The organism is Paramagnetospirillum magneticum AMB-1, assembly GCF_000009985.1.
Taxonomy (GTDB): Bacteria; Pseudomonadota; Alphaproteobacteria; order Rhodospirillales; family Magnetospirillaceae; genus Phaeospirillum; species Phaeospirillum magneticum.
Genome location: NC_007626.1, coordinates 2,989,449 through 3,012,720, shown reverse-complemented (window position 1 = coordinate 3,012,720; position 23,272 = coordinate 2,989,449). Strand labels below are relative to the sequence as shown.

The 23,272-nt window shown below is 66.0% G+C and carries 22 protein-coding genes; 9 read left to right on the top strand and 13 right to left on the bottom strand.

Features of this window, described 5'->3' with window-relative positions; all coding sequences use genetic code 11:
• Positions 1–171: 171 nt before the first annotated feature.
• Both AMB_RS14185 and rpsU read right to left on the bottom strand, forming a co-directional pair.
• A complete protein-coding gene (locus AMB_RS14185; RefSeq protein WP_011385198.1) occupies positions 172–2,217 on the bottom strand; it encodes a methyl-accepting chemotaxis protein in 2,046 nt (681 codons plus the stop codon).
• A gap of 190 nt (positions 2,218–2,407) precedes the next feature.
• The gene (rpsU, locus tag AMB_RS14180; RefSeq protein WP_002726599.1) at positions 2,408–2,611 is read right to left on the bottom strand and encodes a 30S ribosomal protein S21; all 204 of its coding nucleotides are present in this window, start codon (positions 2,609–2,611) and stop codon (positions 2,408–2,410) included.
• 161 nt (positions 2,612–2,772) lie between these two features.
• On the opposite strand from rpsU, the gene AMB_RS14175 reads away from it, so the two are divergent.
• Positions 2,773–3,414: a COQ9 family protein gene (locus AMB_RS14175; protein WP_043744599.1), complete on the top strand. Its 642-nt coding sequence runs from the start codon at positions 2,773–2,775 to the stop codon at positions 3,412–3,414.
• Here AMB_RS14175 and AMB_RS14170 read toward each other — a convergent pair whose 3' ends face one another.
• Together AMB_RS14170 and AMB_RS25735 are read right to left on the bottom strand one after the other, a co-directional pair.
• On the bottom strand, positions 3,415–4,260 hold the full coding sequence (locus AMB_RS14170) for an EF-hand domain-containing protein (RefSeq protein WP_011385196.1): 846 nt from the start codon (positions 4,258–4,260) through the stop codon (positions 3,415–3,417). It abuts the gene before it with no gap.
• 119 nt (positions 4,261–4,379) lie between these two features.
• Complete coding sequence (locus tag AMB_RS25735) at positions 4,380–5,378, bottom strand: EF-hand domain-containing protein (protein WP_083763524.1); 999 nt, start codon at positions 5,376–5,378, stop codon at positions 4,380–4,382.
• Between the two features lie 387 nt (positions 5,379–5,765).
• Here AMB_RS25735 and AMB_RS14160 point away from each other — a divergent pair, with 387 nt between their 5' ends.
• The 5 genes from AMB_RS14160 (at position 5,766) to AMB_RS14140 (ending at position 9,658) form a co-directional block, all read left to right on the top strand.
• On the top strand, positions 5,766–6,362 hold the full coding sequence (locus AMB_RS14160) for an RNA polymerase sigma factor (RefSeq protein ID WP_231848848.1): 597 nt from the start codon (positions 5,766–5,768) through the stop codon (positions 6,360–6,362).
• Complete coding sequence (locus AMB_RS14155; protein WP_011385193.1) at positions 6,359–6,667, top strand: hypothetical protein; 309 nt, start codon at positions 6,359–6,361, stop codon at positions 6,665–6,667. Before AMB_RS14160 ends, AMB_RS14155 begins: the two co-directional genes overlap by 4 nt.
• Entirely contained in the window at positions 6,667–7,161 is a 495-nt protein-coding gene (locus tag AMB_RS14150; RefSeq protein WP_011385192.1) for a periplasmic heavy metal sensor, read from the top strand. The genes AMB_RS14155 and AMB_RS14150 overlap by 1 nt, the downstream gene beginning before the upstream one ends.
• 87 nt (positions 7,162–7,248) lie before the next feature.
• Entirely contained in the window at positions 7,249–8,364 is a 1,116-nt protein-coding gene (gene prfB, locus AMB_RS14145) for a peptide chain release factor 2 (protein ID WP_011385191.1), read from the top strand.
• 250 nt (positions 8,365–8,614) lie between these two features.
• Positions 8,615–9,658: a Tim44 domain-containing protein gene (locus AMB_RS14140; protein WP_011385190.1), complete on the top strand. Its 1,044-nt coding sequence runs from the start codon at positions 8,615–8,617 to the stop codon at positions 9,656–9,658.
• A 165-nt stretch (positions 9,659–9,823) separates the two neighbouring features.
• Here the strand turns inward: AMB_RS14140 and AMB_RS14135 are convergent, their stop codons facing one another.
• The 3 genes from AMB_RS14135 to AMB_RS14125 all read right to left on the bottom strand — a co-directional run bounded on the left by AMB_RS14135 (position 9,824) and on the right by AMB_RS14125 (position 11,409).
• Entirely contained in the window at positions 9,824–10,111 is a 288-nt protein-coding gene (locus tag AMB_RS14135) for a hypothetical protein (RefSeq protein WP_148207415.1), read from the bottom strand.
• Between the two features lie 65 nt (positions 10,112–10,176).
• A complete protein-coding gene (locus AMB_RS14130; protein WP_148207414.1) occupies positions 10,177–10,893 on the bottom strand; it encodes a TetR/AcrR family transcriptional regulator in 717 nt (238 codons plus the stop codon).
• Positions 10,894–10,947: 54 nt separating this feature from the next.
• Entirely contained in the window at positions 10,948–11,409 is a 462-nt protein-coding gene (locus tag AMB_RS14125) for an SRPBCC family protein (RefSeq protein ID WP_011385187.1), read from the bottom strand.
• A gap of 89 nt (positions 11,410–11,498) precedes the next feature.
• Between AMB_RS14125 and AMB_RS14120 the strand changes: the two genes are divergently transcribed.
• Positions 11,499–12,386 carry a DMT family transporter gene (locus tag AMB_RS14120; protein ID WP_011385186.1) on the top strand — a complete coding sequence of 296 codons (888 nt, stop codon included), beginning with the start codon at positions 11,499–11,501 and terminating at the stop codon, positions 12,384–12,386.
• A 636-nt stretch (positions 12,387–13,022) separates the two neighbouring features.
• Complete coding sequence (gene rpoH / locus AMB_RS14115; protein WP_011385185.1) at positions 13,023–13,901, top strand: RNA polymerase sigma factor RpoH; 879 nt, start codon at positions 13,023–13,025, stop codon at positions 13,899–13,901.
• A gap of 105 nt (positions 13,902–14,006) precedes the next feature.
• On the opposite strand, the gene AMB_RS14110 is transcribed toward rpoH, so the two are convergent.
• The 3 genes from AMB_RS14110 to gltX form a co-directional block, all read right to left on the bottom strand.
• On the bottom strand, positions 14,007–14,348 hold the full coding sequence (locus AMB_RS14110; RefSeq protein ID WP_011385184.1) for a cyclic nucleotide-binding domain-containing protein: 342 nt from the start codon (positions 14,346–14,348) through the stop codon (positions 14,007–14,009).
• A gap of 197 nt (positions 14,349–14,545) precedes the next feature.
• Positions 14,546–15,862, bottom strand: coding sequence for a citrate synthase (gltA, locus tag AMB_RS14105; protein WP_011385182.1), 1,317 nt, complete (start codon positions 15,860–15,862; stop codon positions 14,546–14,548).
• An 81-nt stretch (positions 15,863–15,943) separates the two neighbouring features.
• The gene (gltX, locus tag AMB_RS14100) at positions 15,944–17,377 is read right to left on the bottom strand and encodes a glutamate--tRNA ligase (protein ID WP_011385181.1); all 1,434 of its coding nucleotides are present in this window, start codon (positions 17,375–17,377) and stop codon (positions 15,944–15,946) included.
• A 155-nt stretch (positions 17,378–17,532) separates the two neighbouring features.
• Between gltX and AMB_RS14095 the strand changes: the two genes are divergently transcribed.
• Entirely contained in the window at positions 17,533–19,698 is a 2,166-nt protein-coding gene (locus AMB_RS14095) for a ComEC/Rec2 family competence protein (RefSeq protein WP_043744597.1), read from the top strand.
• On the opposite strand, the gene AMB_RS14090 is transcribed toward AMB_RS14095, so the two are convergent.
• From AMB_RS14090 to AMB_RS14080, 3 genes are all read right to left on the bottom strand, one after another.
• A complete protein-coding gene (locus tag AMB_RS14090; RefSeq protein ID WP_011385179.1) occupies positions 19,695–21,413 on the bottom strand; it encodes a sensor histidine kinase in 1,719 nt (572 codons plus the stop codon). The genes AMB_RS14095 and AMB_RS14090 overlap by 4 nt on opposite strands.
• An 82-nt stretch (positions 21,414–21,495) precedes the next feature.
• Entirely contained in the window at positions 21,496–21,933 is a 438-nt protein-coding gene (locus AMB_RS14085; RefSeq protein WP_043744596.1) for a bacteriohemerythrin, read from the bottom strand.
• Positions 21,934–21,970: 37 nt separating this feature from the next.
• Positions 21,971–23,239 (bottom strand): D-amino acid dehydrogenase, encoded by a 1,269-nt coding sequence (locus AMB_RS14080; protein ID WP_011385177.1) that lies wholly within the window; start codon positions 23,237–23,239, stop codon positions 21,971–21,973.
• Positions 23,240–23,272 lie beyond the last annotated feature (33 nt).

The following is a 23,272-nucleotide window of genomic DNA, read 5'->3' as shown; positions in this document are numbered from 1 at the left end:
CGTAGGTCCGGCCGCCTTTTTCGTGGGCGAAGCACAAGGCGGGCTGCTGCCCGCGCCCGCCTGGGGCGATGCCCCAGACCCCCTTTGTATTCATAAAATGACTGGGGTTTCAGGGGCTGTGCCCCTGATGGGCGGGGGCGAAAGCCCCCTCGCGAAGCGATCCGGTGCGCCTTAGGCCGTCTCCACCCCCGCCAGGAAACGCTGGACCGAAGTGTTGAGGGCATCGGACTGGCTGCCCAGGGCCGTCACCGCCCCCAAAACGTCGGTGGCGGTCTTTCCCGTCTCTCCCGCCTCGCTGGTGACGTCGCTGACATGGCGCGAGACCTCGCGGGTGCCCCCGGCGGCCTCGGCCACATTGCGGGCGATGTCGCGGGTGGTGGCGTCCTGCTCCTCCACCGCGGCGGCGATGGCCGAGGAGACCTCGTTGATGCGCTCGATGATGGCGCCGATTCCCTGGATGGCGGTGACCGCCTGATCGGTGGCTGCCTGGACGGCGCCCACCTGCTCGGTGATCTGGCTGGTGGCCCGGGCGGTCTGGGTGGCCAGATGCTTGACCTCGTTGGCAACCACGGCGAAGCCCTTGCCGGCTTCTCCCGCCCGGGCCGCCTCGATGGTGGCGTTGAGCGCCAGCAGGTTGGTCTGTCCGGCAATGTCGCCGATCATGGTGACCACTTCGCCGATATTGCGGGCGGCGTCGGCCAGCCCGTGCACCAGGGCGTTGGTGCGCTCGGCTTCGGCTACCGCCTGCTTGGACACCTGGGCCGAGGTGGCGACCTGCCGGCTGATCTCGTTGATGGAGGCGGACAATTCCTCGGCGGCGCCGGCCACCGTTTCCACGTTGATGCTGGCCTCCTCGGCGGCGGCGGCCACGGCGGCGGCGTGGCCCTCCATGCTCTGGGCCGAGCTTCCCAGGGAATTGGCGGAGTTGTTCAGCAACCGGGTGGCGTCGCCCACGGCGGCCAGGGCGCCCGAGACCTCCTGGCGGAAGGCGGCGGTCAGCCGCTCGATGGCTTGGCGCCGGCGTTCCTTGGCTTCCTGCTCGGCCTTCTGCTCGGCCGCCAGTTTCTCGGCGGCAAGGTGGTTGTTGCGAAACACCTGGACGGCGCGGGCCATCTCGCCTTCTTCCGTGGGGAGGTCGACCCCCTCGACGGAGATGGCGGTATCGCCCGTGGCCAGCCGGCTCATGGCGTTGGTGATATGGGCGATGGGGCCGGTGATGCCCTTGGCCAGGATGCCGGCGGCGGCGAAGGTGATGCCCAGACCGCCGATCACCGCGATGATCTGTCCCCACAGGAACAGCCGGGCGTCGGAGGTGGTCTTGGTGGCCGACGCCACCAGATCGGTGGCGATGCGGTCCTCCACCACCTTCATCAGGTCGATGCGCTTTGTGGTGGCCTCGAACCACTTGGGAGCGGGGACGCCCTCGCCGCCGGACAGCGCCTTGGCATGGGCCGCCTCTCGCAGGGTGTTGACCTCGGCGACGATGGGATCGCCCATCTTCTCGCGGAAGAAGGCCACTAGCTCGGGCGAGGCGGTGCGGACGAAGTGGGCGAACAGCATTTCCTGGTCGGCGATCAGCGAGACCAGGCGACGGTAGATCACCGGGTCGAAGGTCCCGGCAAAGCCGGCCGCGCCGGTGGCCCGTTCCTGTCCGGCCCGCTCCTTGGCTTCCATGAAGGAGAGATAGGCGCCGACCGCCTCGGCGGCCTTCTTGTCCGGGGTCAGGCGGGCCATTTGGCCCACCATGTCCAATTGCACCTTGATCAGGGCGGTGTAAGCCTGGAACAGCGCATTGCGGTCCATGGCGCCGGAATCGATATCGGCGCGCATCTTGGCGCGCCCGGCCAGGGCGTCGCGGGCCTTGGCCTGCGAGGCGGCGAAGTCCGGCCCCAGGGTGGCGACAGGGTCGCTGGTCTGCTCCTCGAACCGCCGGGCTGCTTCGTCGGAGAGTTTGCGCTGGGCCTCGACCCGGTCGCCGAATTGCTTGCGCCCGCTGGCCACATACAGGGAGGAGGCGCCGCGCTCCTTCTGGAGTTCGTGAACCACGGCGCTGACGCTGTTGGCCGTCGCGGCCATGCGGATCAGTCCGCTGGTATCGTCCACCACCAGCCAGCGGAGTACGATGACATAGCCGGAGAAGGCGACGAGGCCGAATACCGGAAGGAGAAATGCCAGAAGAATCCTTCGCCCAATCCGAAGATTACGCAGTAATTCCATGGCCTGAATTCCCTCAACGCAGAGCAAACCTGTATTCAGGGTACGGGTATACTGCGCCGGGAGCAAGTCGCCATTACGGTATAGGTAAAGACCGAAAGGCGCCACGACCTATGGTCATGGCGCCAGCGATGGCGTCGCTATAATTTTCAGTCCGGCCGCCCCCTTGTTCGGTGCGGCCGAGAGTCGAGCTTTAGAAGCCCTCGCGCTCCAGGCGCTTGCGCTCCAGCTTGCGGGCGCGGCGCACGGCCTCGGCCTTCTCGCGGGCACGACGTTCAGACGGCTTTTCGTAGTTCCTACGAAGCTTCATCTCACGGAAGACCCCCTCGCGCTGCATCTTCTTCTTGAGCGCCTTCAGGGCCTGATCGACATTGTTGTCACGAACGAGAACTTGCACGTTTCGCCACCGCTCCTCTACGCTTGAAAACCCTCCCGACGTACGGCATCTCTGCCGTCCGGGGAGGTGGGTTGATAGCACAGTGCTGCCCCCTTGTGAAGGGGTTAGGCGGGTTCTATAACGCGGAAATGATTTTTGTCCGTCGCCGAGGAGAATTGGAAATGGAATCGCGTCCGCTCAAGGATGCCTTGGTGACCGCCATGCTGCCCCATGCCGCCTTCGACGGCTGGTCGCGCCAGACCTTGGAGGTGGCGGCGGCCGAGCTGGACATGGACCCGTCCCTGCTGGCCCGCCTGTTTCCCCGGGGCGCCGTCGACGCGGTGTCCCACCTGGTGGAGCACGCCGACCGGACCCTGGAGGCCGATCTGGCAGCAATTGGGCTGGACGGGCGCGGGGTGGGGGAGAGGGTGTTTCTGGCGGTCAAGCTGCGGCTGGAGCGCTGGGCCGACCACCGCGAGGCCATCCGCCGCGCCACCTCGATTCTGGCCTTGCCGCAGAATCTGGCCCTGGCGGCGCGCCTGACCTGGGGCACCGCCGATGCCCTCTGGCTGGCGGTGGGCGACCGCTCGGCCGATTTCTCCTGGTACACCAAGCGCGCCACCCTGGCGGCGGTCTATTCCGCCACCTTGCTGTACTGGCTGGACGACGAGTCGGAGAATTGCGCCGACACCTGGGGCTTCCTGCGGCGCCGTCTCGACGATGTGCGCTCGCTGCCCCAGATGCGGCAGAAGGTCGAAGGGCTGTTGGGCGGCCGCAAGACCGCCCTTATGCAGCGTTTCCGGGGCGTGGCGCCCCGGGCCTGATCAGGCGACCGTGTCGATCAGGTTGCCCGACAGCAGCTTGTTCAGATAGGACGCCGTTTCGTTGGAATCGGTGCTGCCCTTGGTCAGGGTCTTCAGAATAGACTGCAGCGTCTCGGCGCTGGACGAGGTGGCCTGGCCATAGGTGGTCGAGGTCGAGCTGGAGCCGTCGCCGTATTTGGTGACGGTGGTCTTGGTGCCGTCCGCCGAGGTGGTGGTGGTCACAGAGACCACTTCGTCCGAAGATCCGCTGGAGCTGCCGCCGGCCGAGCCGCCGCCACCGCCGCCGCCCGCCGGCGGAGCGCCCCCGCCGGCCTGCGCCCCGCCGGACGGAGCCGCCGCCGAGAACCCGGACGCGAACTGGTCGGCGGTCAACCCGCTGGTGGCGTCGCCGCCGCTCTTTTCGGCGATCTTCTGGTAAAGCTGCTTGGCCTGATCCTCGCTGACATTATCGTGGCGGCCGGAGACGAACTCGTCCTGGGTCAGCTTGCCGTCGCCATCGCTGTCCAGCTTGGAGAACAGTTCCGAGGCGTCTGGGCCCTTCTGGCTGCCGCCGGCGCTACCTGACTGCTGAATCTGGCTTTCGAATTCGTCCAGGGCCTTGATCACCGAATCCGCCTGCTCCTGGGTCAGCGAGCCGGAGGACACGTCCTCCTTCAGCTTGGCCTCGATGGCGCTGCGCACATCGGTGGGGGAGGGGGGGGAGCCGGACGAGGACTGGGACTGGAAGACGGAGTTGATCTCGGATTCCACCTGGGACGCCACGTCGGACGTCAGGCCGTTCTTCTTCAGGTCGTTCAGCAACAAGGATTGGATGGAGGATTGATTCCCCACGGATGCGACGGACATGGCCGATCTCCTTCTGAGACTAAGGTTCTGTCAGGTTCAACGCCGGGGCGGCGGGGTTCCTTGCGCAAAAAATCACCCCCATGCCAAAAGGGGTAGGCGGCATGGGGGTGGAGCGGCGATCACGCCGCCAGACTGGTATTGGCGGTGCTGAGCAGATTAGCCTTCTGGTAGGAGCCGATGGCCTTCAGCAATTCCTGCAGCAATTGGTCGGTGCTGGAGGATTGGGTCGCAGACGCGGTCTGGGTGCTTGCTGTTTCCTCTGCGCGGTCGGGCGGCCCGGCCTTTTGCATCCCCTCGGCCAATTGGTCCTGGCTGAGGCCGGTCGAGGAATCGGCTCCGGCGGCCGAGGCGATCTTGTCGTAGAAAGCTCCGGCCTGATCCTCGCTGACGTTGTCGGGACGTCCGGCGGTGAATTCCGCCCGGCTGACGGTGCCGTCGCCATCGCTGTCCAGGTCCTCGAACATCTTCGAGGTGTCGGGTCCGCTCTGGGCCGATTGGGTGGACGACGTCTGGGATAGAAGCTGGGACAGGATCTGGTTGATCATCTGGTCTTCGCTTGACGATTCCTGGGTGGAGTCGCCGGGTGGCGGGCCGCCCGGCGGTCCCATGGCCTGAAGCCCGCTGGCCAATTGGTCCTGGCTGAGGCCGGACGCGGTGTCCGCCCCGGCGGCGGTGGCGATCTTGTCGAAGAAGGCGCCGGCCTGATCCTCGCTGACATCGTCGGGACGCCCGGCCACGAATTCTTCCCGGCTGACGGTGCCGTCGGAATCGGCATCCAGGTCCTGGAACATCTTTTCCGGATCGGGCGGGCCGCCATGGCCGCTTCCCTGGCTCTGGGCGTTCTGCTGGGCTTCCTGGTTCTGCAGCAGCACCGTCTGCATGCTGGACGCCATTTGCTGGAAGGCCGAGGCCAGATCGCTTTGGCTGAGCGATCCCTTGCCTGACGTATCGAGCGAATCGAACAGCGAGCCGGCCTGATCCTCGCTGACATCGTCCGGCTTGCCTGCGACGAATTCGGTGCGGTCGACCGAGTTGTCAGAGTTGGTGTCAAGCTTCTTGAATATGGAGCTTATGTGCTGTGTTGATGATGCGGCGGATGTGCCTAGTCCGTGTAGCATGATGACTCTCCATCAGTCTTGAACTGAGCGGATTTCGTTTCCGGTCGAGTCGTTTCACGGCCCTGGATATACTTCCCATGCGCGGAAAAATAAGAAATTATTTCTTATGTTTTTCTTGAAAATGCCAATCGCACCACGTTATTTCTATGTGGTGTCACGACGCTGGCTCGGCCGGCATCTTTGCAAGCGCGGGGCCAGGGCGTAAAATCCGCGTAACTCGTTGATCTGGTGGAAAATGGTTGTGCCGTCTTATCCCTCGTGTCCGACGGTCCCGGCAGTTTTTGCCGTGGTCCCGGGCAGAATTTGCCGGGTGGGCGCATGATTTTCCGCATGGATCGACTGTTCCGGGCCGTTCAATCCAGTGATGACGCTTGGCGTGGAGGTGGTTTGGACCGGGCTGGGCGGCTGCGTCCCGAGATGGATGCGGCCAGTGATGACGACTTGCTGCGGGCGATCGCCCAGGGGGACCGCCGGAGCTTCCAGCGGCTGATGGAGCGTCATGTCCGCGCCATGCTGGCCCTCTCCACCCGGGTGCTGCGCAATCCCGACGATGCCGACGAGATTGTGCAGGAGGCCTTCCTGAAGGTCTGGACTCTGGCATCTGGCTGGCAGTCGGATCGCGAGGCCAAGTTTTCCACCTGGCTTTATCGGGTGGTGCTGAACGCCAGTCTCGACCGCCTGCGCCGGGCCCGCTTCGTGGCGGAGGAGGAGGCGGACGAGCCCGTCGACCCCGCGCCGGGCGGGCTGGACCGGGTGGTGGCGCGCCAGAGGGAGCGTCTGGTCTCGACCGCCATGGCCGAGATGCCGGCCAGACAACGCGAGGCGTTGTCGCTATATTATTTCAGCGATCTGACCGCTCCCGAGGCGGCACGGGTCCTGGATTTGTCGCTGAGCGCCATGGAAGCCCTGCTGGTAAGGGGCAAGCGCAGCCTGAGGACAGCCCTTGCCCGCCTGGGAATTCGGGGCATTGGAGACGTGACATGAGTGGCGATGAACTGGACGAAATGATGCGCAGGCTGGCCCCGCCGCCGGAGGTGACCTCCGATCGGGTCGCCCGGGTCATGGGGAATGTCATGGCCCGTCTGGACGAGACGCGGCCCGTGACCGGTTCCGTGTCGCGAATGGTGTCGTGGCTGGCCGGGCTGGTGCCGGTCTCCCGCTTCGCATTGCCCATGGCCGCTGCCGCCCTGCTGGGGATCGTGGTCGGCCACGAAGTGCGTCCGTCGGGCGAGACCGTCGCCTTGGAGCAGGCACTTGTTTCAACCTATTACGCGGGGCTGGGATATTGATGGGGCGTGAATTCTTGTCCCGCTGGGCTTTGCCGGCGTCGCTGGCCTTCAACGTCTTTCTGGCGACGGTGCTGTTCATGCGCGAGCCGGGGTTTCCGCCTGGTCCGCCGGGTGGTCCCGGTGGCCCGGGTGGCCCCGGCGGGCCGCCCACTCCGCTGCATCTGGCCGAGCGCCTGGCCGCCGATCTGCCGGCGGCCGATGCCGCCATCCTGCGCGCCGCCGTCCAGTCGCGTTCCCAGGCGGTGGAATACCAGTGGCGGGTGTGGACCGGCATGCCCGAGCGGGCGAGGACGGCCCTGGCGGCCCCCGATTTCAATGCCGAGGCGTTGCGCGCCATCCTGGCCGAGGGGCGCGAGGCCCATTATGCCGTGGACGGATTGATTGCCGAAGTGGTGCTCGACGCCGCTTCCGGCCTGTCGGCGGAAAGCCGGCAGGCCATCGCCCGCTGGCGTCCGCCCCATCCGCCCAAGGGCGGGCCGCCGCCGCCGCGCTGATCTCAGGGGGGCGGCAATCTCTCGGGTTGCCAGCCAGGGCGGACTTCCTTACAAAGGGCGCCTCCATTCAGCCTTAGGGGAACAGCCATGCGGGCCGAGATCGAGGCGCTCGCCCAGGATATCCGGCGATCAGCCGCCCTGTTGAAGCGTCATCTCAATTGGGACGAGGCGTTGATGCGGCTCGACGAGCTGAACGCTTCGGCCGAGAATCCCGATCTGTGGAACGACGCCGGCGCGGCGCAGAAGATCATGCGCGAGCGCAACGAGCTGGACAGCGCCATTCAGGGCTGCCGCGCCCTGGAGCGCGAACTGGCCGATCTGGCGGAACTGATCGAGCTGGGCGAGATGGAAGGCGACCAGACGGTCATCGACGACGCCGAGGAACAGGTTCGCGCCCTGAAGGAGCGCGCCGCCAAGATGGAGCTGGAAACCCTGCTCTCGGGCGAGGCCGACCACAACGATTGCTACATGGAAATCAATGCCGGCGCCGGCGGCACCGAATCCCAGGACTGGGCCGAGATGCTGCTGCGCATGTACACCCGCTGGGCGGAAAAGCACGGCTACAAGGTGGAATGGCTGGAAGAAAGCGCCGGCGAGCAGGCGGGCATCAAGTCGGCCACCATCCGCATTCTCGGCCATAATGCCTATGGCTGGCTGAAGACCGAAAGCGGCGTGCACCGGCTGGTGCGCATCTCGCCCTATGACAGCGCGGCGCGCCGCCACACCAGCTTCTCCTCCGCCTGGGTCTATCCGGTGATCGACGACACCATCGATATCCAGATCAACGAGAGCGAGTGCCGCATCGACACCTACCGCGCCTCGGGCGCCGGCGGCCAGCACATCAACAAGACCGATTCGGCGGTGCGTATCACCCATATTCCCACCGGCATCGCCGTGGCCTGCCAGATGGAACGGTCACAGCACCAGAACCGGGCGCGGGCCTGGGACATGCTGCGCGCCCGCCTGTACGAGGCCGAACTGCAAAAGCGCGAAGCCGCCGCCCAGGCGCTGGAAGACCAGAAGACTGATATTGGCTGGGGCCACCAGATCCGCTCCTACGTGCTGCAGCCCTACCAGATGGTCAAGGACCTGCGCACCAATGTGGAGACCTCGGACACCCAGGGTGTTCTCGACGGCGACCTGGACATGTTCATGGCCGCCTCGCTGGCCGCGCGGGTCCAGGGACAGGTGGATCAGGGTTAACGGGCGGCGGAACAACTCCCCTTCGGGGGCTTTTGCCCCCGATCCCCCAACCGGGAAGCACAGCTTCCCGGACCCTTCTGTTTTGAAATAAAGAGAAACTGGAGGTTCGGAGGCTGTGCCTCGGAACGGGTCAGGGCGGTAGCCCTGCCGCGAAGCGGGGTTTTTCCGCAATCTGTTAAATTTCTGTAGCTGATTTGCTTTCCGCCCAAGGCGCCCTATAACATGGGTGAGATTCCTTGGGAGGAACGAGATGAGGCATGTGGTGATTTCGGTCGTGGTGGCCCTGGTGCTGGCGCTGGCCGGTGCGGGCGATGCCCTGGCCAAGGCGGGCAGTACCTCCAAGTCCAGCGGCGGCAGCTTCGGCTCGCGCGGGTCGCGGACCCATGACGCGCCGATGGAGCGCACCCTGGCGCCGCCTCCGGCGCAGACCAAGCCCGCAGGACCGCCGCCGCCGCCCCAGGCAGCCCCGCGCCCCGGCGCGGTTGACGCGGCTCCGCTGGCTCCGGCCGGCGCCGCCACTTCCGGCCTGCGTCCGGCTTCGCCCATGGGCGCTCCCATGGGAGCCCAGCAGCCCGGCTTCTTCCAGCGCAATCCCTTCATGGCCGGCTTGGCCGGCGGCCTGGTGGGCGCCGGGATCGGCTCCATGCTGTTCGGCCATTCGCCGGCCTTGGCCGCGGCGGCCGACGCGTCCCCCGGCGGCAGCTTCCTGGGACTGCTGCTCCAACTGGCGATTATCGGCGGTCTGGCCTGGCTGGCGTACCGTCTGTTCCGCGGGCGCTCCCAGCCGGCGGTTCCGGCAGGCAATCCCTACATGCGCACCGCCCCGGGCGAGCATGTGGAGCCCATGATCGGCGCCGGCCCGGTCCAGCCGCGCATCGAGCGCGAGTTCGATGCGTCCGGTGGCGACCAGGAGGCCTTTACAGAAATCCTGCAAGGGGTGCAAAAGGCCTGGAGTGACGGCAACCTGTTGCAGTTGAAGCGCTTCGCCACTCCCGAGGTGGTTGCCTTCCTCTCCGAGGACATGAGCCGCAATGCCAGCGAAGGCGTGGCCAACAAGGTGGAGAACGTCACCCTGCTGAGGGGCGACGTCAGCGAATCGTGGAGCGAGGGCGGCTTCGATTACCTGACCGCCATCCTGACCTTCTCGTGCAACGACTACATGGTGCGTCTGGATACCGGCGCGGTGGCCGACGGCAATCCCCATGCCACCGTGACCCATACCGAGGCCTGGACCTTCGTGCGCAGTTCCAATGGCGGCCGCTGGCTGCTGTCGGCGGTGCAGCAGGTTCAGTAGGCGGCTGACATGGAAAAGCCCCCGGCCGCAGGGCCGGGGGCTGTTTTTTTTCGAGCAACCTAGGTTAAATCTGACGCAGGTTGCTCAGCGGCCATTGAGGCCGCGCCCGGCGAGGGGCAAACATCAATTCTAGACCATCGCGCGCCATATTCGACGCTCTATGGTCTAGTACCCGAAGCCGTAGCGGCCGCAGCGGAAGGCCGCCACTTCCGGCGTGAGAACGCCGCACTTGAACGGCGCCCAGCTTTGACCGATCAGGGCGCGGACTTCCATGCCGGCTGCGCGGCACTGGCGGTCGGCGATGGTGCGAATCTCTTCGGGCTCGGACAGCCAGGTGCTGTAGCAGACATAGCTGGCGGGGCCTTCGGGCGTATCGGGAACCAGCGGCTTGGGCGCACTGGAGCAGGCCCCAAGGGCCAGGGTCACGGTAACGGCCAGAACTGCCTTGCGCATGCTTGAAATCCCCCTTTGGACAGCCACCGACTGGTAGCCTCCCTTGGGGCTGCTGGCAAGCGGTTTCACTTCATCGCGGATGGAGCGAAGCGTCGATAACTGTCGCCGATACCTTTAAGGAAGGTGCGGACCAGTTCGCCGAACACCGGTTCCAGGTCCGACGGTGTCTGGGCCTGATAGACCCAGCGGCGCACGCCCACATAGCTGACGGCCCCGTGCAGACCGGCGATCATCTCGATTTCCTCCAGGCTGACAGGGGCTTCGCTTTCCAGGCCTAGCTCTGCCCGCATCTCCAGGCACAGCGGCTCGAACAGATGGTCGCGCACATATTGCATGTAGCGGCTGGCGATGGAGCCGTCCTTGAGGCCGGCGAACATGAACAGCCGCACCCGCTCGTAACTGAAATTGGCCTTGCTGTAGGCCTGATAGAACTCGGTCAGGCGGTCGGCAAGGGGGCGGGAGCGGTCGTGCAGGGAGTCCAGCCAAGCGGGCTCCCAGGCATTGAGAAAGACCTCCTTGTAGACGCGCTCGATCAGGGCTTCCTTATCGGGGAAATAACGATAGAGCAGGGGTTGGGTGACACCCAGGCGCTCGGCCAGGGCTCGGGTCTGGCCTTCGAACCCCACTTCGGCGAAGAAGCGGATGGCCTCGGCGACAATCAGCTTCTCGCGCTCCTTGCGGGGCAGGCGGCGCCTGATCTTGTCGTCGGACGGCGCGGGAGCCGGACGGGGCCTCTCCCGGTTGAAGGCCGGGCTCATGCCGGCGGCGTGTGTATCCATCATCCCCCTCCACGTCACACATGACGTATTGTGACATAATGTAATACGTAGCGATCCCTACAGTGAACCGCAATCGGGTTGCGACCTGAGATTGTCGCTCAGGCGGGAAAAAAATTCGGCGGCTGTCTTCACGGCGAAACCGTGCAGCAGCCGTCCGCCCACCGAGGCCAGCCGTCCGCCGATCTCGCCCGCCGCATTCCAGCGCAGCAGGGTGGCGTCGTCATCGTCGGTCAGGGTGACCCGGGCGGCGCCCGAGACGAAACCGGCCACGCCGCCCTGTCCCTGGCCCTTCAGGGTGTAGGACTGGGCTTCGACCACGTCGGAGAGGGTCAGGAGGCCGGAAAAGCGGGCGGCCAGGGCGCCGACCCTGAGGGCCACCGTGGCGGCATAGGCGCCCGGTCCCGTGGCCTCCAATTTCTCGCAGCCGGGAATGCACGCCGCCAGGAAAGCTGGGTCGTTGAGGGCCTGCCACACCCTGGCGCGCGGCGCGTCGATGCGATGTTCTCCGTCGAAATCCATGGGGCCGCCCGATCCGGTTGCCAAAAAGGTGGATCATGGCATGAATGGCGTGGCAAAGTCTGCGCCCGGCTTTCTGGTAGGACCACTTCATGCGCGCGGTGATATTGCTGGCTTTGCTGGTCCTGATCTGGGGGGGGAACTGGCCGATCATGAAGATCGGCCTGGCCCATATCCAGCCCCTATGGTTCTGCGCCTTCCGTCTGGCCCTCGGCGTGGTCAGCATGGTGATCATCCTGGTGCCGCTGGGACGTCTGCGTCTGCCGCCCCGGGGGGACTGGCCGGTCCTGATGTCGCTCGGGCTGCTCAACATGGCTCTGTTCATGGTGCTGAGCAATCTGGCCCTGCTGGTGGTGCCGGCCGGGCGCTCGGCCATCCTGGCCTATACCACGCCGCTGTGGGTAGCCCCCGGCGCCGCGCTGTTCCTGGGAGAAAAGCTGACCGGCGGCCGCATGGCCGGGGTGCTGCTGGGGCTGGGCGGCATTGTGGTGCTTTTCAATCCGCTGAGCTTCGATTGGGGCAACCACGACGCGGTGGTCGGCAATCTGATGCTGCTGGCGGCAGCCCTGGTCTGGGCGGCCGCCATCCTGCACGTGCGCGGCCACCGCTGGTGCTCGTCCCCGCTGGATCTCGCTCCGTGGCAGATGGTGATCGGGCTGGTGCCGGTGGCGGCGGCGGCGCTCATCGAGGGCGCCCCCCGTCCCGACGGCAGTTTCGAGCTGGCCTGGACGCTGATCTACAACGGCACCCTGGCCACCGCCTTCGCCTTCTGGGCGGCGGTCACCGTCAACCGGCTGCTGCCGGCGCTCACTGTCTCGCTGAGCTTTCTCTGCGTGCCGGCGGGCGGACTGGTGTTTTCCGCCCTGATGCTGGGCGAGGGGCTGTCCCTGACCAATGTGGCCGGACTGGCGCTGATCGCCGGCGGTGTCGGAATCGTCGCCCTGGTCGGAGCGCGCGAGCGGCGGGCCGCTTCTGCCTGAAACGGCGAGCGTCGGTCCTCGAACACGCAACGACCATCCGCGATTGAGGCCGCGCCCGGCGAGGGGCGAACAGAAACCACTCCTTCTTGTGTCATGTTCGACGCAAGACGGGCCTGAAACGAACAACCCCGCCCCGGCAGGGAGGGCGGGGCGGGGTCCGTACACTCCTGCCCTCCGGGGGGGAGGGACAGGAGCCATGCTTCCTTCGTTCGTCCGGGGGCGGGAGGCATTGGCCTCTCCACCGAGGGAGGGTCATATTGTGACTCATTTTGACGGCGGTGGATTCGCCCGTTCGGCATGGCGGCCATGCAGGCGGTGAAGGCCGCCACAATCACGCCATGATCGGCTGGTTAGCTGTCCGGGTGAGCAGACACGGGGCGTTTCGCCACCTCTTGATTTCGGCGGTGCCTTGTCGCCATAATGGCGACGGTGGAATCGGTTGGTGCCCAGAGTGGGGCCACCGCAGCCGCCGGATCGGGGTGCTGTCATGAGACGGGCTCCGGGTCATGTTGCTCAATGGGAGGATATGACGATGCGTAACGTGAACGAGTGCTTCGACTAGCGGTCTTTTCCGGTTTTCGAATTGTTTCCAGGCGTGTTGGGCGTCAGGAAGGCATCAACTGGAGGGATCAGATCATGTCGGTAGCCAATCTTCCGGTCGTCGCAGGTGATGACGGCCTTGCCAAATATCTCAGGGATATCAAGGAGTTTCCTGTTCTCGCTCCCGAGGAGGAATTCATGCTGGCCAAGCGCTGGGTGGATTACGAGGACACGGATGCCGCCCATCGGCTGGTGACCAGCCATCTGCGCCTGGTCGCCAAGATCGCGCTGGGCTACCGCCATTACGGCTTGCCCGTGGCCGACCTCATCAGCGAGGGCAATATCGGCCTGATGCGCGCCGTCAAGAAATTCGAGCCCGATCGCGGGTTCCGTCTGGCCACCTATGCCATGTGGTGGATCAAGGCCTCGCTCAACGAGTTCGTGCTCAACTCGTGGTCCATGGTCAAGATCGGCACCCTGGCCGCCCAGAAGAAGCTGTTCTTCAACCTGCGCCGCATCAAGTCGCGGCTGCGGCTGCTGGAGGCCGGCGACCTCGCCCCCGAGCATGTGGCCACCATCGCCCGTGAACTGGACGTGGACGAGCGCGACGTGGTCGCCATGAACCGCCGCATGGCGGGGCGCGATTCCTCGCTCAACGCGCCGGTGGGCGAGGGCGGGACCGAGATTCAGGACCTGATGGCCGACGAGGCCGACAATCAGGAAACCGCTTATGGCAAACGCGAGGAACTGTCCAAGGGCCGGGTTCTGATCGCCCGGGCGCTGGATTCGCTGACCGAGCGCGAGCGGGAGGTGTTCGTCGAACGCCGTCTGCGCGACGATCCGGTCACCTTGGAAGAACTGGGCGGGCGCTACGGCGTCTCGCGCGAGCGCATCCGCCAGATCGAGGTCAAGGCCTTCGAGAAGGTGCGCGATCTGGTCCAGGCGGGATTCCTGCCAGCACCGGCGCGGGCGTGATCATTGGGGCGCTTGCCCCAAGCCCTAGCCGAGGCGATGCCCCGGACCCCCTTTGATTTCTGATCATCGGGGGCGGGGGCCTCGGCGGTTCGCGTTTCTTTCCGCTCAGCCCAGCTTGGCGGCCATGGACCGGACGTTCTGGACGAGAATCCCCAGCAACTTGGTCACGAAGGGATCGACGCCCTTCAGCTTGCCATCCACCACCGAGCGGGGGATGACGATCAGGGTCGTCTCGGTCTTGGCCCGGGCCGTGGCCATGCGGGGAGCGCCGTCGATCAGGGCCATTTCACCGAAGATCGTATTGGCGCTCAACTCGGCGAACACCGTCTCGCCCTTCAGCAGTTCCACCGCGCCCGCCTGGATGATGAAGGCCTGGTCGCCTGAATCTCCTTCCTTGAAGACGAAGCCGCCCGCGTGAACCACGCGGCGATCAAGGAAATCCATCATGACGGAGACTCCGGAACTTTACTCAACGCCAGCCTGACACGGTTAGGGCCAGGAGAGCCAGGGCGGAAAGAGCCAAGGCGGCGACTGCAATCATCGCGTGCCGCCGGGCGTCGGGATGGAAATTGTCGTTGGCCGGCCTGGGAATGCGTTGGGCCGGCGCCTTGCGGCGCCGCCCCTCCGTTTCTCCAGGACCGAGTCTAGCCACGCTTGGCGAGCGGGACGAAGTCCCGCTGCGCCGGGCCGACATACAGCTGGCGCGGACGGCCGATCTTCTGGTCCGGATCGGTCAGCATCTCGTTCCACTGGGCGATCCAGCCCACGGTGCGCGCCAGGGCGAACAGGCAGGTGAATACCTGGGTGGGGATGCCCATGGCGCGGAAGATGATGCCCGAGTAGAAGTCCACGTTCGGGAACAGCTTGCGCTCCACGAAGTAGGGGTCTTCCAGGGCGATGCGCTCCAGCTCCATGGCCAGCTTCAGCAGGGGCTCGTCGTGGTTGCCCAGTTCGTTCAGCACTTCGTGGCAGGTCTTGGCCATGATCTTGGCGCGCGGATCGTAGTTCTTGTACACGCGGTGGCCGAAGCCCATCAGACGGAAGGGATCATCCTTGTCCTTGGCCTTCTTGATGTACTCGGGGATGCGGTCCACCGAGCCGATCTCGTGCAGCATTTCCAGCACGGCTTCATTGGCGCCGCCATGGGCCGGACCCCACAGCGAGGCGATGCCGGCGGCGATGCAGGCGAAGGGGTTGGCGCCCGACGAACCGGCCAGACGGACGGTGGAGGTCGAGGCGTTCTGCTCATGATCGGCGTGCAGGATCAGGATGCGGTCCATGGCGCGGGCCAGGACCGGGCTGACCTTGTATTCCTCGCAAGGCGTCGCGAACATCATGTGCAGGAAGTTCTCGGCGTAGGAGAGCTTGTTCTGCGGATACATGAAGGGCTGGCCCTGGGAGTACTTATAGGCCCAGGCGACGATGGTCGGCATCTTGGCGACCAGACGGTAGCTGGCGATCATCCGCTGGTGCGGGTCATTGATGTCGACGGAATCGTGATAGAAGGCCGCCATGGCGCCGACCACGCCGCACATCACCGCCATGGGATGCGAGTCGCGGCGGAAGCCGCGGAAGAAGAACGAGATCTGCTCGTTCAGCATGGAGTGGCGGGTGATGTCGCTTTCGAACTTGGTCTTCTGCTCGGCGTTGGGCAGCTCGCCCTTGAGGATGGCATAGGCTACTTCCAGGAACGAGCAGTTCTCGGCCAGGTCGGAGATGGCATAGCCGCGGTGCAGCAGCACGCCGGCGTCACCGTCGATATAGGTGATGGCCGATTTGCACGAGCCGGTGGACATGTAGCCGGGGTCGTAGGTGAAGATGTCCTGGCTGGCGTACAGGGAGCGGATATCCGCCACCTTGGGGCCGATGGAGCCGGACAGCAGCGGGAATTCGGTGCTCTTGCCGGTGCTGTTGTTGATCAGCGTGACGGATTCCTTGGGAGTCTTGTTCTCGTTCGTCATGTCTTCATACCCCGTGGTCTACTTCACTGTTTAAGCCTAGTGGCGGCCGGTGGCCGCCCAATATTTCGCGGGCCGGCCCAGTCAGGCCGCCGTTGACGTGGTGGGTCGGGTTCCGCCGAGGGCGTCCTCGATGCGACCCAAAGATTCCTCGCGGCCCAGAACCTCCATCACCTCGAAGATGGGAGGCGAGACCGAAGAACCGGCAAGAGCCGCCCGCAAGGGCTGGGCGATCTTGCCGAGCTTTTGCCCGCGCGCCTCGGCCAGTCGGCGCGCGGCGTCCTCCAGAGTGTCCCGTGTCCAGGCACCCAATTCCTTGACTTCGGTCCGGTAGGCGGCGAGATCGGCGGTGGCGGTCTCGTCGGCCATGGTCTTGGCCGCCTTTTCGTCCAGGGCCAGCGGCCGCTCTGCCACGTAGAACAGGGCGGAATCGGCCAGTTCCACCATGGTCTTGGCCCGCTCCTTCAGCCCGGTCATGCCGGTGCGCAGGCGGGCGACGGATTCGCCGGACAGTGCCTTGCCGGTCTTGGCCTCCAGCAGGGGGACCAGCACCTCGGTCAGGCGGCCGTCATCGGCGCCGCGCATGTAATGGCCGTTGAGATTGGTCAGCTTGACGAAGTCGAAACGCGACGGCGACCGGCCCACCGAATCCAGGGTGAACCACTCGACGGCCTGCTCGGTGGAAATGATCTCGTCGTCGCCATGGCTCCAGCCCAGGCGCAGCAGGTAGTTGCGCATGGCCTCGGGCAGGAAGCCCATGTCGCGATAGGCGTCGACGCCCAGGGCGCCGTGGCGCTTGGACAGCTTGGCGCCGTCGGGGCCGTGGATCAGCGGGATGTGGGCGAAGGTGGGAACCTCCCAGCCGCAGGCCTTGTACAGCTGGTACTGGCGGAAGGCGTTGGTCAGGTGGTCGTCGCCACGGATAACGTGGGTGATGCCCATGTCGTGGTCGTCCACCACCACCGACAGCATGTAGGTGGGCGTACCGTCGGCGCGCAGCAGCACCATGTCGTCCAACTGGTCATTGGCGACGCGCACGTCGCCCTGGACCAGATCGGCGATGATGGTCTCGCCCTCGGCCGGAGCCTTGAGCCGCACCACGAAGGGCGCGCCCTCGGGGGCATCGGTGGCGGGGCGGTCGCGCCAGATGCCGGGATAGCGCATGGGCTGGCCCTTGGCCTTCTGCTCCTCGCGGATGGCGGTCAGCTCGTCCTGGGTACAGTAACAGCGATAGGCCTTGCCTTCGTCGAGCAACTGGCGCGCCACCTCGGCATGGCGGCAGGCGCGGGCGAACTGCATCACCGCCTCGCCGTCCCAATCCAGGCCCAGCCACTTGATGCCGTCGAAGATGGCTTCCACCGCGGCGTCTGTCGAGCGGGCGCGGTCGGTGTCCTCGATGCGCAGCAGGAACTTGCCGCCATGGTGACGGGCGAACAGCCAGTTGAACAGGGCGGTACGCCCTCCGCCAATGTGGAGGAAACCGGTGGGTGAGGGGGCGAAGCGGGTGACGACGGTCATGACGGTGCTTTCGGCGTCCTTTTTGCCGAGGGGGACAAGGCTGCCTTGTGTAGCATATCTTTATGCCCCTGACAGCCCGGTGTTGGGGGTGGATGGCAAAAAACCCGCCCGATTGGATAGGGGTTTTCCCGACCGCACGCTCCGGATCGGACGCGGTGGCGGGAGTACTGCGCGTAATGGGGGAGTGCCTGCTGGCGGAGCGCGGGCGCTGGCCCCTTTGGCTGCCCGTTTTCCTGGGATTGGGCATCGGCCTGTACTTCGCCCTGCCGTCCGAGCCGCCGGCGTGGTGGGGAGGCGTGGCTGTTCTGCTGGCGGCCGCCGGCCTGCTTTTGGTCCGGGGGCGGAGTCTGGCGCCGCTGCTGGCGGCCTCGTGCCTGCTGGCGATCGCCTTGGGTTTCGCCGCGACCCAGTGGCGCAGCCTTCGTCTGGCCGCCCCGGTGATCGAGCGGCATAGCGGCGCCCTGATGCTTGAAGGCGTGGTGGTGGAGGTGGAGGCCTTGCCCGACGGCGGCAGCCGTCTGACCCTGGGGCAACTGGTCCACGACCGCGACGATGTCTTGGTGCCGGCCCGGGCACGGATCAAGGCCAAGGCGGGCCTGTCCCTGGCCACCGTCGGCGATCGTATCCGGGTGCGGGCCATGCTGATGCCGCCGCCCCAGCCTGCCATGCCGGGGGCCTTCGACTTCGCCCGCTTCGCCTGGTTTCGCCAGTTGGGCGCCATCGGCACGGCCCTGGGGCCGGTGGAGGTGATCGCGGCCGGGGCGGCGACCGGCTGGCGGGCCGACCTCGCCACCAACGTCAACGAGATCCGCCACGCCATCACCGCCCGCATCCTGGCGGTGCTGCCCGGCGACCGGGGCGCGGTGACGGCGGCGCTGACCACCGGCGACCAGATGCCCATCTCGGCGCCCATGATGCAGGCCTACCGGGATTCCGGCCTGGCCCACATCCTGTCCATCTCGGGCCTGCACATCACCATGGCCGCCGGGCTGGTCTTCGTCGGCCTGCGCACCTTGCTGGCCCTGTTTCCGCCGGTGGCCCTGCGCTATCCCATCAAGAAGTGGGCGGCGGCGCTGGCCATCGTCTTCGCGGGCTTTTACACCCTGCTGGCCGGGTCGCCGGTTCCAGCCCAGCGATCGTTCTTCATGACCGGGCTGGTGCTGTTGGCGGTGCTGCTGGACCGCCGGGCCTTGTCCATGCGGCTGGTGGCCTGGGCGGCGGTGGCCATTCTGTTGTGGCAGCCCGACGAGTTGATCGGCCCCAGCTTTCAGATGTCCTTCGCCGCAGTGGCGGCCATGATCGCCGTCTACGAAAGCCTGACCCCCAGGCAGACCGCCTGGCGGGCCGCCCATCCCGGCTGGTTGCCCGCCATCGGTCTTTACGTCTTCGGCACGGTGGTGACCACCCTGATCGCCGGCTTCGCCACGGCAGTCTACGGCATCCACCATTTCAACCGCTTCGCCGTATGGTCGGTGGCGGCCAACATGATCGCCGTGCCCCTGACCGGCTTTTGGGTGATGCCCTGGGCGCTGGTGATGTTCGTGCTGCTGCCCTTCGGCCTGGAATCCCTGGCCCTGGTCCCTCTCGGCTGGGGGGTGGAGGGCGTCAATTGGGTGGCGACCTGGGTGGCGTCGTGGCCCAGTTCGGCGGTGACCCTGCCCATCCTGCCGCTGTGGGCCATGGTTGTGTTCACCCTGGGCGGGTGCTGGCTGTGCCTTTGGCGGGGGCGATGGCGGTGGTGGGGATTGCTGCCCATGGCGGTGGCGGTGGCCTCCATGGCCTTTGCCCGGCCGCCGGACCTGTTGGTGGACGGACGCGGCGACGGCTTGGCGTTGCGCACCGGCGAGGGGAGGCTGCTGCTCAACGGCAAGGGCGGGCGAATCCTCAAGGACACCTGGAGCCGCCGGGCCGGGCCCGAGGCGCCCGAGCGTTGGCCGAAGAAAAGCTCCTCCCGGGACGGCCGGCTGCGCTGCGACGAGACCGGTTGCCTGTGGCGGGTGGACGGCAAGGTGGTGGCCCTGGTCAAGGATGAGGACAATCCCGAGAAGGCCTGCGCCGGTGCCGACATCGTGGTGAGCAGCGTGCCGCTGCGCGGCACCTGCCGCGAGGCCAGGGTGATTGTCGACCGCTTCGACCTGTGGCGGCGGGGACCTCATTCCCTGTGGCTGGGACCGAACGGAGCTTCGGTGGAGACGGTGGCGGGCTGGCAGGGCGACCGGCCCTGGGCCTGGCATCCCCACCCCAGGAAGAAGGCCAAGGCACCGCCCCCGGTTGCGCCTCGCGAACCGGACGAGAAGAAGGACGAGGAGGCGGAGGATTAATCCCCGCTGGCGTCGCTGGCGGTGAAGAAGAAGGTGGAACCTTCCCCTGGCCTTGACTCGACCCAGATGCGGCCGCCCAGGCGGGTCACGATGCGTTGGCACAGCGCCAGGCCGATGCCGGTGCCGTCATAGGCAGAATCGCTGTGCAGGCGCTGGAAGATGACGAAGATGCGCTCGAAATGCTCGGGCTCGATGCCGATGCCGTTATCCTTGACCGCAAACCGCCACAAGGTGCCCGAGAGCCGTACCGCCTCGATGCGGATCTCAGGCTTGCGCTCGGGGTGGCGGTACTTGATGGCGTTGCCCAGCAGATTCTGGAACAGGCTGGAAAGCTGGCTTTCATCGGCCTGAATGGTCGGCAGCGGCCCCACCGAGACGCTGGCGCCGCTTTCCTCGATCACCGCTTTCAGATTGCTGATGGCGATGTCGGTGGCCCGTCCGGCCGAGACCGGTTGCAGCGGCTTGGCCTGGCTATTGATACGCGAATAGTGCAGCAGGTCGGTGATCAGGCGGTACATGCGCTTGGTGCCGGCGGTGAGGAAGGCGATGTACTCGTTGGCCTCCTCGTCCAGCTTGTCGCGATAGCGGCGGTCCAGCATCTGGGCGTAGCCGGTGATCACCCGCAGCGGAGTCTTCAGATCGTGGGACGCCACATAGGCGAAGCGCTCCAGATCGGCGTTGGAGCGTTCCAGCAATTCCGTGGTGGCGCGGCTGGCCCGCTCGGCGGCGGCCAGCCTGCGATTGCGGCCTTCCAAGGCCAGAACAAGCATGGCGAAGGCCAGGGCCGTGACGGTGAACAGGGTCGTCTCGATCACTTCCGAGCGCTTGACCTCGTCCAGGCCGGAAGCCACGTCCGCATGGGCGAAACCGACCACCACCACCAGCGGGTAGTCGGTCAGGCGCTTGTACAGGAAGGTTCGTTCGATACCGTCCAATAATGATCGTTTGCTGAACCGACCTTCCGCCTGGGCTTCGGATTCGTTCCAGATCTGCAGCGCGCCAAGGGGGGCGGCTTCCGCCGAAGGCGGCGGTTGGCGGGCGACCAGCTTGCGGTCCAGGCTGAAAATGGCCGCCGATGAGTTCGGTCCCAGAGTCATGTCCCGGTAGAAGGCGGCAATGCGGCTAGAATGAATGTCGACAACAATGACGCCGGCCAGCATCTTGCTGCTGAACAGCGGCCGCGCCACGTGGAAATACTGCTGATCAGGCACGGTGCTGGTGTTGGCGGCGCCGATCAGGATGGAATCCTGGGTGGCGCCCTGAAAATGCAGGAAGATCTGCTGATCCGAAAGGTCGGCGCCCCGGGGCCTGGCTGCATCGGTACTGAATGACACCCTTCCGCGGGCGTCCAGAGCGGTCACGGTGGCGGAGTAGAGTTCCGATTTGGGCGGCGTGACCTTCTCCACGAACTCCCCCAGGCGTTCGGCGCCATCCCGCTCCACGAAGTGGCGGACCGATCGCAGATAGGTGTCGGCCAAGTCGAACAGCCGGGTGGTGTGGATATCGAAGGACAGCAAGATCTTGCGGGCCTGAAGCTCGGCGAACTCGTTACGCTCCTGCTCCAGGTCGCGGATATTGCCGAGAATCACGAAGATGTAGGCGCTGACCAGGGTCAGGGTCGCGACGATGATTCCGACCCGGCGCCATCTTCCGCCGTGAGGAACGTCCCCTTCGGCTTGCGTCGCCCGGTGATTGCCGCGGAAAATCTGGAACAACGGTGGTCAGCCTGTGGCAATGGCGGGAACGGAAACCGCCAACGCGGCGGGGCGATGAGTTTATCGCGGATTTTTTCCCATGTCACGGGCGAGGCCGGGGCTGGTGGGGCGGCGACGGGTGCGGCAGGTACCGGCGCAGCATGACATCGCTCTGAACCATATGGTGGGAGACCCAATCGCGGATCAGCGCGGTCAGATCCCGCAGCAACGCCCCTTGGTCCGCGCGGTGATTGGCGGATTGGTAGTGGTTCTGGATGCTGGCTAGGCGACCGAGCAGATTGCCGTGCTCGCGGTGGTGGGCATCCAGGAAGGGAAAGGAGGATTCGCGCTGAATCTGCTCCTCGCGACCGAAATTGATGGCCACCTGATCATAGAGGCCGCTCAAGAACAGCCCCATGGCCACATCCGGTCCCGATTTGCGAAGTGCCGTCTCGAATTCGTTGATATGGGCGATCAATTGCCTTTGGGCCTTGTCGATCTCCGAATGCCCCGTACTCATCGCCTCACGCCACACCAGCATGATGCCCTCCGAGCGTGTCCGCCACGCCCATCCCCCTTTACCACAGATAGGATGTGAAGCGGTCGATGCCCAGTCCATCCATACTGATGGCTGATGGCCGGCCAGACACAAGGTCGGCGACGATGCGGCCCGAGCCGCAGGACATGGTCCAGCCCAAGGTGCCGTGTCCGGTATTCAGCCACAGGTTGCGAAGCGGCGTGGCGCCCAGCAGCGGCACGCTGTCGGGGGTGACGGGCCGCAGGCCGGCCCAGGGCTCGGCACGGTCGAAATCGCCGCCATCGGGGAACAGGCGTCGGGCGTTGTCCAGGATTAGGCGGTTGCGGACCGGGTTGGGCATGCGGTCATAGCCGGCCATCTCGGCGGTTCCGGCGGCGCGCAGCCGGTCGCCCAGGCGGGAATAGACCATCTTGTGTTCGTCGTCGGTGATGGAGACCAAGGGCGCGCCGGCATGGTTGTCCACCGGCACGGTGACGGAATAGCCCTTGGCCGGGATGATGGGCAGTCGCAATCCCAGCGGCCGGGCCAGCAGCGGGCTGTCGCAGCCGGCAGCCAGCACGTAGGACTCGGCCCTGATGGTCCCGTCCGACGTGGCCAGCCCCGCTACCCGGTCGCCATCGGCGAGCAGACTCTGAATGGGAACGTTCCAGCGGAACTCGACCCCCTTGGCCGCGGCCAGGGCCGCCAGCTCCCGGGTGAACTTGTGGGCGTCGCCGCTTTCGTCGTCGGGAGTGTAGATGCCGCCGGCCAATTCCCCCTGAACCGCCCCCAGGGCCGGCTCGATGGCGGTGCATTCGGCCGGAGTCCTGGGAAGGCGGCGCAGCCCGTGACGGATCATCACTTCGGCGGCGCGGCAGGCGTGTTCAAATTCGGCGCCGTCGCGATAGACGTGCAGGATGCCCCGGACCTGCTGATCGTAGGCGATGCCGGTCTCGGCGCGAAGCTCTCCCAGGCAGGCGCGGGAATACAGCGCCACGCGCAGGGTGCGCTCGGTGTTTATCTCGGCCCGCGAGCGGGAACAATTGGCGAGAAAGCGCAAGCCCCAGGCCCACAGGGCCGGGTCCCAGCGGTTCCAGCGGAACAGCAGGGGGGCATCCTCGCGGCCCAGCCATTTCAGCACCTTGGGCAACACCGAGGGATTGGCCCAGGGCTCGGCATGGCAGGGGGAGATCTGGCCGCCATTGGCGAAGCTGGTTTCCAGCCCCGCGCCTTCGCGCCGGTCGACCACGGTAACCTCGTGACCGGCCTTGGCGAGATACCACGCGCTGGCGGTGCCGACCACCCCGGCCCCGATGACGACCACCTTCACTTGCGTCCTCCCTGCGAGCCCTGAACACTTAAT